Origin of the sequence: Streptomyces viridosporus (assembly GCF_002078235.1) — a bacterium.
GTDB lineage: Bacteria > Actinomycetota > Actinomycetes > Streptomycetales > Streptomycetaceae > Streptomyces > Streptomyces viridosporus.
This window is the reverse complement of the sequence record NZ_MSGP01000234.1, coordinates 1-9786: the sequence shown is the minus strand read 5'-3', so window position 1 is coordinate 9786 and position 9786 is coordinate 1. Positions and strand designations below refer to the sequence as shown.

Annotated in this window: 9 protein-coding genes and 1 pseudogene; 7 read left to right on the top strand and 3 right to left on the bottom strand. The window is 72.4% G+C overall.

Annotated elements, in window-relative coordinates; genetic code table 11:
* Positions 1-79 precede the first annotated feature (79 nt).
* The gene (gene nudC / locus B7L92_RS17305) at positions 80-1024 is read left to right on the top strand and encodes an NAD(+) diphosphatase (protein WP_081238496.1); all 945 of its coding nucleotides are present in this window, start codon (positions 80-82) and stop codon (positions 1022-1024) included.
* A 110-nt stretch (positions 1025-1134) separates the two neighbouring features.
* On the opposite strand, the gene B7L92_RS17300 is transcribed toward nudC, so the two are convergent.
* The gene (locus B7L92_RS17300; RefSeq protein ID WP_004983675.1) at positions 1135-1377 is read right to left on the bottom strand and encodes a mycoredoxin; all 243 of its coding nucleotides are present in this window, start codon (positions 1375-1377) and stop codon (positions 1135-1137) included.
* A 201-nt stretch (positions 1378-1578) separates the two neighbouring features.
* On the opposite strand from B7L92_RS17300, the gene B7L92_RS17295 reads away from it, so the two are divergent.
* The 4 genes from B7L92_RS17295 (at position 1579) to B7L92_RS17280 (ending at position 5126) form a co-directional block, all read left to right on the top strand.
* On the top strand, positions 1579-3786 hold the full coding sequence (locus B7L92_RS17295; protein ID WP_107501514.1) for an ATP-dependent DNA helicase UvrD2: 2208 nt from the start codon (positions 1579-1581) through the stop codon (positions 3784-3786).
* Positions 3787-3949: 163 nt separating this feature from the next.
* Entirely contained in the window at positions 3950-4264 is a 315-nt protein-coding gene (locus B7L92_RS17290) for a hypothetical protein (protein WP_081238494.1), read from the top strand.
* A 173-nt stretch (positions 4265-4437) separates the two neighbouring features.
* A complete protein-coding gene (locus B7L92_RS17285; protein ID WP_004983671.1) occupies positions 4438-4806 on the top strand; it encodes a WhiB family transcriptional regulator in 369 nt (122 codons plus the stop codon).
* The gene (locus B7L92_RS17280; protein WP_081238493.1) at positions 4803-5126 is read left to right on the top strand and encodes a putative WhiB-interacting protein; all 324 of its coding nucleotides are present in this window, start codon (positions 4803-4805) and stop codon (positions 5124-5126) included. The genes B7L92_RS17285 and B7L92_RS17280 overlap by 4 nt, the downstream gene beginning before the upstream one ends.
* Before the next feature lie 296 nt (positions 5127-5422).
* On the opposite strand, the gene B7L92_RS17275 is transcribed toward B7L92_RS17280, so the two are convergent.
* Together B7L92_RS17275 and B7L92_RS17270 are read right to left on the bottom strand one after the other, a co-directional pair.
* Entirely contained in the window at positions 5423-6790 is a 1368-nt protein-coding gene (locus tag B7L92_RS17275; protein ID WP_081238492.1) for an ABC1 kinase family protein, read from the bottom strand.
* A complete protein-coding gene (locus B7L92_RS17270; protein ID WP_081238491.1) occupies positions 6783-7997 on the bottom strand; it encodes a TOMM precursor leader peptide-binding protein in 1215 nt (404 codons plus the stop codon). The genes B7L92_RS17275 and B7L92_RS17270 overlap by 8 nt, the downstream gene beginning before the upstream one ends.
* 220 nt (positions 7998-8217) lie before the next feature.
* Here B7L92_RS17270 and B7L92_RS17265 point away from each other — a divergent pair, with 220 nt between their 5' ends.
* Together B7L92_RS17265 and B7L92_RS17260 are read left to right on the top strand one after the other, a co-directional pair.
* Positions 8218-8814: a M48 metallopeptidase family protein gene (locus tag B7L92_RS17265; RefSeq protein WP_081238490.1), complete on the top strand. Its 597-nt coding sequence runs from the start codon at positions 8218-8220 to the stop codon at positions 8812-8814.
* A gap of 149 nt (positions 8815-8963) precedes the next feature.
* A pseudogene (locus tag B7L92_RS17260) lies at positions 8964-9786 on the top strand (TerD family protein); the annotation flags it as partial.

Here is a 9786-nt window from a genome sequence, read left to right as displayed (position 1 = left end):
GGCCCGGCCGCCCCCGCCGCCCGTCCCGCCGAACCGCCCGCCGACCCGATCCGTTCCCCCGGGGGAGTTGGAAGCACCCGTGACCACCTGGACCGACCACACCGCCGACCGCCCCATCTCGCTCACCGCCCCGAGCGGCATCGACCGCGCCGCCCACCACCGGCTCGACGAGGCATGGCTCGCGGCGGCGTGGAGCCACCCCTCGACCCGCTGCTTCGTGGTCTCCGGCGGCCAGGTCCTCATCGACGAGACGGCGGACGGGCGCACCGAGATCGTCATGACCCCGTCCTTCGAGGCCCCGCTCACCGAGGCACACCGCTACTTCCTGGGCACCGACGAGGACGGCGTCAGCTACTTCGCCCTCCAGAAGGACTCCCTGCCCGGACGCATGGACGAGTCCGCCCGCCCGGCGGGCCTGCGCGAGGCGGGGCTGCTCCTGTCGCCGCGGGACGCCGGTCTGATGGTGCACGCCGTCGCCCTCGAGAACTGGCAGCGACTGCACCGTTTCTGCTCCCGCTGCGGCGAGCGCACCGTCATCGCCGCGGCCGGCCACATCCGCCGCTGCCCCGCCTGCGGCGCCGAGCACTACCCGCGCACCGACCCCGCCGTGATCATGGCCGTGATCGACGAGCAGGACCGCATCCTGCTCGGCCGCCAGGTCCACTGGCCCGAGGGCCGTTTCTCGACCCTCGCCGGATTCGTCGAGCCCGGCGAGTCCATCGAGCAGTCGGTGCGCCGCGAGGTCCACGAGGAGGTCGGCATCGACGTCGGCGAGGTCGAGTACGTCGCCAGCCAGCCCTGGCCGTTCCCGTCCAGCCTCATGCTGGGCTTCGTCGCCCGCGCCACCTCGACCGGGATCGACGTCGACGGCGACGAGATCCACGAGGCCCGCTGGTTCTCCCGCGACGAGCTCGATGCCGCCTTCGCGTCGGGCGAGGTGCTCCCGCCCTACGGCATCTCGATCGCGGCCCGTCTGATCGAGCGCTGGTACGGCAAGGACCTGCCGACCCGCAGCGCCTTCTGACCGGACGCGCCTTCCGACGGGACAGAGGCGCCTTCCGGCGGGACATACGAAGAAGCGGTGGTGTCCGCCCCCGGCCCGGGGAAGGACACCACCGCTCCTCCGCGCGCCGCTCAGGCGCCGATCTTCTGCTTCACCTGCGCCAGCGACGGGTTGGTGAGCGTCGAGCCGTCGGGGAAGAGGACCGTCGGAACCGTCTGGTTCCCGCCGTTGGCCTTCTCCACGAACGCCGCGGACTCCGGGTCCTGCTCGATGTTGATCTCGGTGTACGCGATGCCCTCGCGGTCCATCTGGCTCTTCAGCCGACGGCAGTAGCCGCACCACGTGGTGCTGTACATCGTCACAGTGCCCGGCATGTCTCTCGTGCTCCTTCGGTGGCCCGGGGAAGTCCTTGCACCCGGGGAACGTACTTGAAAGCGCCACCATTCCCGCCCCCGCCTCCGCGGGCGCTGTCCTGACGCGTTCCCGACGTGACGTCCGCCGCACCGGTACGACCGCGCGGCCCTCCCTGTGGACAACCGGCTCACCCGTCCCAGGCGACCTGGCAGCATGGCCGTGTGACAGCAGCAACGCACTCCACCCTCTTCCCGCAGGTACCGGACTCGGCCGACGCGGTGCTCGACGGGCTCGATCCCGAGCAGCGCGCGGTGGCCACCGCCCTGCACGGTCCGGTGTGCGTGCTGGCGGGCGCCGGTACCGGCAAGACCCGGGCGATCACGCACCGGATCGCCTACGGGGTACGTGCCGGCATCCTCCAGCCCTCCAGTGTGCTCGCCGTCACCTTCACCAACCGCGCCGCCGGGGAGATGCGCGGCCGGCTGCGCCAGCTCGGCGCCGTCGGCGTCCAGGCGCGCACCTTCCACTCGGCGGCGCTGCGCCAGCTCCAGTACTTCTGGCCGAAAGCGATCGGGGGCGCCATGCCCCGGCTCGTCGACCGCAAGATCCAGCTCGTCGCCGACGCGGCCGTCGCCTGCCGCATCCGGCTCGACCGGGGTGAGCTGAGGGACGTCACCGCCGAGATCGAGTGGTCGAAGGTCACCCAGACCGTCCCGGGCGACTACGCGGCGGCGGCCGTCAAGGCCGGCCGGGAGGCGCCCCGCGATCCCGCCGAGATCGCCCAGTTGTACTCCGCCTACGAGGACCTCAAGCGCGAGCGCGCCGTCATCGACTTCGAGGACGTGCTGCTGCTGACCGTCGCCGTCCTGCAGGACCGGCCCGATGTCGCGGAGCAGGTCCGCGCCCAGTACCAGCACTTCGTGGTCGACGAGTACCAGGACGTCAGCCCGCTCCAGCAGCGCCTGCTGGAACTGTGGCTCGGCGACCGGGAGAACCTGTGCGTGGTCGGCGACGCCAGCCAGACCATCTACTCGTTCACGGGCGCAACCCCCGACCATCTGCTCGACTTCCGCACCCGCCACCCCGGGGCCACCGTGGTCAAGCTGGTGCGCGACTACCGCTCGACCCCCCAGGTCGTCCGTCTGGCCAACGGCCTGCTCGCGCAGGCCCGCGGCCGCGCCGCCGACCACCGGCTGGAGCTCGTCTCCCAGCGTGCGGCGGGGCCCGAGCCGGTGTTCACCGAGTACACCGACGAACCCGCGGAGGCCGAGGGCGCGGCACGCCGCATCCGTGAGCTGATCGACTCCGGGGTCCCGGCGAGCGAGATCGCCGTCCTGTTCCGCACGAACTCCCAGTCCGAGACCTACGAGCAGGCCCTCGCCGACGCCGGGGTGCCCTACCAGTTGCGCGGTGCCGAGCGGTTCTTCGACCGCCCCGAGGTGCGCAAGGCGGGCATCGCCCTACGAGGGGCGGCCCGCTTCGGCGGCAACGACGCCCTTCTCGACGACGCCCCCGACCTGCCCTCCCAGGTGCGCGCCGTGCTGTCGGGCGAGGGCTGGACGCCGCAGCCGCCGGCCGGCTCGGGCGCGGTCCGGGAGCGCTGGGAGTCGCTCGCCGCCCTGGTGAACCTGGCCCAGGACTTCGCCGCCGCCAGGCCGGGCGCGACCCTCGCCGACCTCGTCGCCGAACTCGACGAGCGGGCCGGCGCCCAGCACGCCCCCACCGTGCAGGGCGTCACCCTCGCCTCCCTGCACTCGGCCAAGGGCCTGGAGTGGGACGCCGTCTTCCTGGTCGGTGTGGCCGAGGGCATGATGCCGATCACCTACGCAAAGACCGACGAGCAGGTGGAGGAGGAGCGCCGTCTCCTCTATGTCGGTGTCACCCGGGCCCGCGAGCGTCTCCACCTCTCCTGGGCGCTCTCCCGTTCGCCCGGCGGTCGGCCGAACCGTCGTGCCAGCCGTTTCCTCGACGGGCTGCGCCCCGGCTCGGGCACCGCCGCAGGCCGCGGTGGCGCGGCCGGCACGGGCGGTGTGGAGCGCGGGTTTTCCGGGGCGGCGTCCGCCCCGGCCGCACCGGGCCGGGGGCGCAGACAGCGCAGCCCCGCCCGCTGCCGGGTCTGCGGCCGCACGCTGACCGACGCGGGTGAGATGAAGCTGATGCGCTGTGAGGACTGCCCCTCCGACATGGACGAGGGCCTCTACGAGCGGCTGCACGCGTGGCGCGCCGGTCAGGCACGGCGCAGCGGGCAGCCCGCCTTCTGCGTCTTCACCGACAAGACGCTGGTGGCCATCGCCGAGGCGGTGCCCGAGGACGAGCACGAGCTCGCCCGCATCCCCGGGGTGGGCGTGCGCAAGCTGGGCCGTTACGGGGCGGATGTTCTGGCCATCTGCGCAGGCCGGGAGACCGCCGAGGACCGAGAACAGGACTGATGCGGACTCGTCGAAAAAATAGTTTGCGTATGCCCCAGCGATCCCCATAGGTTCTTAGGCACGGGAACAGCGGCTTCTCAGAGGCCCTGATTCCGTGTTGTACTTGCACATCCACCGGACCGGCTCGCGCCGGTCCCCGAAGCGCCGAGAGGAGGCGAGCCCAGTGATCAGCATCAACACCAGCTCCATCGTCAAAGTGACCGATCGCTCGGCTGTCTCCCTGTGCATGCTCGGCGCCTCGAACCAGGGCACCGGTCTGTCCGGCATCCGTGCCGCACGCCCGGCGTCCTCCGTTGCTCCCGCGGCTCTTGCCGTCCGTGAGCGCGATGAGCGACCGGCCGAGGCACTGGAAGCAGTAGTGGCACAGGCGCAGGCCTATGCCTTTGCGGCGGCCGGTGCCGGATTCCGGAAGCAGACGACGCAGCACCACCTGATGTGGGCCTTCCGTGGGCCAGAACCCTGGAGTGATCCAGCCTGACGCGATCAGGCCGGCGCCTTCAGGGCCGCGGAACCCCATCCGGGATCCGCGGCCCTTCTGTTTTCCCCGAACGGGGACGACGGACCGAAGACGCCTCGGGACAAGAAAAGAACCCGGTACCAGCCGCCACCCCGGCCAACCGGCCGGACACGACCAGACGAGGAAGACGAACCGTGCAACTCGAAGCGCACGCCCCGTCCGTACCGCCTTCCGACACGATCCCCAAGCCTGGCTCCACGGAGGACCCGACCTTGACTCCGCTCACCGCGCTCACCGCGCTCGACGACGCCATCGAGAACCTCGGCGTACCCGTTCCGTGCCGCTCGTACGACCCGGAGGTCTTCTTCGCCGAGTCGCCGGCGGACGTCGAGTACGCCAAGTCCCTCTGCCGCACCTGCCCGCTGGTCGAGGCATGCCTCGCCGGTGCCAAGGAGCGGCGTGAGCCCTGGGGCGTCTGGGGCGGCGAGCTGTTCGTCCAGGGAGTCGTCGTCGCCCGGAAGCGGCCGCGTGGTCGCCCGCGCAAGAACCCGGTCACGGCATGAACGCCCCAGGAACGATCGACCGCCCCCTCACGCACGACCCCCAGAAGCAGGCCCCGATGACGCCGTCCACCCACGAGCCCGCAGGCTCCGCGACCGAAGACTTCACCACCAGCGGTGCGAACGACTCGCGCCAGAACAGGACCCGAGAGATGCAACTCATCCCAGAAGCCATGGCCCGTGCGCATATGCACGAGCGATTGCAGGAGGCGCAGCGGGAGCGCCGGGCGGTACGCCTGGTGACCGCTCGCCGGATGCAGCGCCGGGCGGAGCGCGCTTCCCGGCGCGCCCGCCGCGCGCTCGCCATGGCGGTCATGCAGTAACCGATCCCACCAGGAGCGGTGGCCTCCCCGTCCGGGGGCCGAACCCTTCCCGCGGGGGCCGGGCCGTGCGAACGGCCCGGCCCCCGCGGCGCGTTGGGGGAGAGGCAGCTGCCGCCGTTACCGCGCGACGTGCTCCCGCGGTCCTCCGCGCGCCGAGGGTCGCCCGGATTCGCAGGGTCACCCGGATTCGCAGGATCGCCCGGGCTCGCAGGGCCATCCGAATGCGCAGGGTCGCCCAGATTCGTAGGGCCGCCCGGGCTCGCAGGGGTGGCAGCGGCGGTCGGGGGCGGCGCGGGTCATGCCCGGGCCGCCGGTTCCTCGGCCGCCGGTTCCTCCGGGACGAAGCCCGGCAGCCACTGCTCGAGTTCGTCCCGCAGCCGCACCGTCGCGCCCAGCTGGCACAGCACCCCGATGGTGCTCAGGGTCACCCGGTGGATCAGCAGATACGCCGGGGGCAGGTTGAGCTGCTTGCCCAACTGGTAGGCGGGCGAGCGGATGTCGGCGATGCGGGCCGCCTGGCTGCGCATCCAGCCGCGGGTGAAGGTGAACTCGTCGACCTGCGCCGGTTCGATGATCGGCAGCAGGTAGTCGAGGACCGCGTCGGGGTCCAGCTCTATGGTCTCCTTGACGAAGCCCTCCGCGCACAGCATGTCGTAGACGGCCTCGGCCTCGCCGTCCAGGGTCATCCGCAGGGCCTCGCCTATGGGGGCGGGCAGTCCGCCCGGGAGCCGGTCGACCGTGCCGAAGTCCAGTACGCCGAGGCGCCAGTCGTCCTCACCGTCCGGACCGCCGGGAAGCAGACGGAAGTTGCCGGGATGCGGGTCGGCGTGCAGCAGACCGGTGCGCGCGGGGCCGGAGAACAGGAAGCGGGCCAGGAGCTGACCGGCCCGGTCGCGCTGGGCCTCGGTGCCGTCCGAGATGATCTCCGCCAGCGGTATGCCGTCCATCCACTCGGTGACCAACACCTGTTCGCCCTGGTGGACCACGTCCGGCACGACGACGTCGGGGTCGTCCGCGAACTCCTCGGCGTGGGACCGCTGGGCCTGGGCCTCCAGGCCGTAGTCCAGCTCCTCCGAGACGCGGTCCTTGAGTTCCGCGATCAGTGGCTTGACGTCCATTCCGGGGATCAGCGGGCCCAGCAGCCGGGCGAAGCGACTCAGCTGGCTGAGGTCGGACAGCAGGGCCTCGCCGGCGCCGGGGTACTGCACCTTGACCGCCACCTCGCGGCCGTCGTGCCACACGCCGCGGTGCACCTGGCCGATCGAGGCCGCCGCGGACGGCTTGTCCTCGAACTCCAGGAACAGCTCCTGCCAGTCCTCGCCGAGCCGCTCCTGAAGCACCGTGTGGACGGTGCGGGTCGGCATGGGCGGGGCCGCCTCCTGGAGCTTGGTCAACGCGGCGCGATAGGGCCCGGCGACCTCCTCCGGGAGGGCGGACTCGAAGACCGACAGGGCCTGGCCGAACTTCATCGCGCCGCCCTTGAGCTCGCCGAGCACCTTGAAGAGCTGATCGGCGGTGCGCTGTTGCAGTTCGCGGCCGACGATCTCCGCGGACTCACCCACGATCCGCTTGCCGAGTCCCCAGGTAGCCCGCCCGGCGAAGCCGAGCGGGAGCGCGGCCAGCTTGGCGGTCCGGGTGACCGCCTTCCGGGGAAGATCAGACATGCGCCCTCCAAGTCCCTGCCGGCCGCTTCGTGCCCGCCTCGCGGCGCGACCCCTCCGACGGCCCGTGCGCGGCCATTGTCTCGTGCGATCCCTCGTCCTCGGAGATGTGTTCTTCCTTACCCCTGTCCGCCGCTCCGCAGGGGCACGCGGGGTGGGCCCGGACCGGCCGGGCGTGCCAGTGCAGACCGGGGACGGAGACCTCCCAGCGGGCACCCGCGCTGGAGGGAACCCCGCCGTCGAGGAAGGCGAGCGCGTGGGCGGCCGCCAGGGAGGCCACCGTCGTGGCGAGCGTCAGCTCACATGCTCCCACTCGCCGCTGCCGCCCGGAACGCCACTGGGCGACCAGGCGCGGCCAGGTCGGGTCCCGGTCGGTGCGGTCCTCCTGAAGGCAGCCCGCACAACTCGTCTCGCCGGGCAGGACGAGCGGACCGACCACACCGGTTCCCTCCACGACACCCGCGTGGAGGTGGGGCGTGCCCGAAGCCAGGAGGGGTTCGACGGCCGACGGATCGGGGGCGTGCACGGCGACGTCGTCCCGTGGGGCGAGGACGACCAGACCGAAACCGGGGGCGGCCTCCCCGAGCGGCGACCGGACGGTCCGGCGCGGCGGCCGGTCCGGTGCGGCCCGGCGTGCGACGCGGCGGGCCGTCTCGTCCCTGCGGTCGCCGACGGCCTCGGCGGGCAGTCCGCCCGGTGCGACGTCCCACGGTTCGACCTGTCCGACGTCGCGCACGTCGACCTCGCCCACCCCGGCCCCCGACAGCAGCGCCGCCAGTACCGCGCCGACCCGGCCCGCACCCCTCACCTGCACCCGCATGCTGCCGCGCGCCGCCAGCCGTCCGAGCGCCTCGCCCGGTTCGGAGGTGGTCAGGGTCAGGGCGGCCAGGTCCGGGCGCAGCCGGTCGAGGACCTCCCGTTTCTCGCGCAGGGCGTCGGCGTCCGGTCCGCCGCCCCGGGAGTCGTCCAGGAGCCCGGCCCGCGACAGCCGTCGTACGAGCCGGTCGACGTGGCCGTCGGGCAGGTCCATACGCCGCCCCTCCTCGCGCAGGAGCTCGAGGCCGCGGGTGCCGTCGAGCAGGTCGAGGAAGCTGCCCGTCGCCGTGTCCACCGGCCCCAGCGTCAAGGCGTGTGCCGGTGTCATCCCGAACTGCACCGTGTGGAGATCGCGCCATCCCCGCCTGAGCGCCGGCTTGACCATCGGATGCATGACAGACCCCCGTACGTCCTGGATCGTTCCCGTATGCCTGGTCCGGGACGACTCGTGCCCGGCCGGCAAGTGCCAAGCATGTCCGCACGAGCGGGTCGGCCGCCGAGAGTTGTCCACAGACAAGGGAATTAATCGTACAAATCCGGCGCCCGGTGGGAGGATCATCATCGAACCGTCCCGGAGCCGGGACTTCCCCGGGTGCAGCGGGTACCGTCGGGGCGTGCCCGCCGACCCACTGCACCGCGCCGGAAAGCCACAGCGCAGCACGACGAGTCAGCCGACGAACGGCTCACGGGCGAGCGCGATCGAGGTCCGCAGGAGCACCCGCCGCCGCAGGACGGTCTCCGCGTACCGCGAAGGCGATCGCACCGTCGTGCTCATCCCCGCCCGGATGTCCGAGGCGGAGGAGCAGCGCTGGGTGACCGTCATGCTCGACAAGCTGGCCGCCCAGGAGAGCCGGCGGGCGCTCGGCGACACCGAGCTGGCCGAGCGTGCCCAGCGGCTGTCCGCCCAGTACTTCGACGGACGGGCCCGCCCCGCGTCGGTGCGCTGGGTGACCAACCAGAACACGCGCTGGGGATCGTGCACCCCGTCCGAGGGCAGCATCCGCCTGTCGCACCGGCTGCAGGGCATGCCCGAGTACGTCGTCGACTACGTCCTGTGCCACGAACTGGCGCATCTGCTGGTGCCCGGGCACGGGCCCCGCTTCTGGCGGCTGCTGGAGGCGTACCCGAAGACCGAGCGGGCCAGGGGGTACCTCGAAGGAGTGGTCGCGGCCGAGCGGCTGCCCCGCGTGCCGGCCGTCCACGACGGCTGAGCCCCGTCCGGGACGAACGCGCCGCGGGGTCGCGTACGCGTTGTGTACCGGGTCTGTACCGACTGCCCGTACCGGCTTCGTCCGGTGTCGCAGGTTGCCGTTAGCCTGGCGCGACGCACTCGCATTCGGGATGGGGGACGGTCGTACGCATGGCCAGGGAATTCCAACGCGGCCACAAGGCCAGGATCAGTGACCTCACCGCGGGCACGGATCTGTACGTAGGCGTGCAGATCTCCGGGCCCGGGCTGACCTTCGACATCAGCTGCTTCGGTCTCGACGCCGACGAGCGGCTCTCGGACGACCGGTACTTCGTCTTCTACAACCAGCCGAAGTCCCCCGAGGAGTCCATCCGGCTCCTGGGTGCGCAGGCCGGCGACACGGAGTCCTTCCGGGTGACGCTGGACCGGATCCCGCAGCAGATCAGGAAGCTGTCCTTCACGGCGACCATCGACGGCGCCGGTCAGATGTCGCAGATCGGTCCCGGATACATCCGCATCGTCGCGGGCGGCGAGGAGGTGGCCCGCTACCCCTTCGACGGCGCGGAGTTCTCCACCGAGCGGGCCGTGATGCTCGGCGACTTCTACCTCAAGGACGTGTGGCGGTTCGCCGCCGTCGGACAGGGCTTCGACGGGGGGCTCGACGCGCTGCTGAGGAACTTCGGCGGCGAGGTGGCCGAGGACGAGCCGGCCGCCCCGCAGCAGCAGCCGCAGGCGGGCGCGGCCGTGCCCGGTTTCGCGCCGCCCGCCCAGGCCGCCGCGCCGCCCGCGTTCGGAGTGCCCGGCGCCGGCTCCACGCCCGGAGCCGGCGCCGGGCACTCCGAACGCGGGCGGCGCGGCGGCCTGGGCGGGCGGCGCGAAACCGGGCACGGCCGCGCCCGCCTGCGGCTGCTGCTGCGGGGCGGCCGGCTCGTCCTCGGCCACCTCGCCGCCGAAGTTCCTCCGCAGCGCGTCCAGCCCCCCGTCGAAGCCCTGT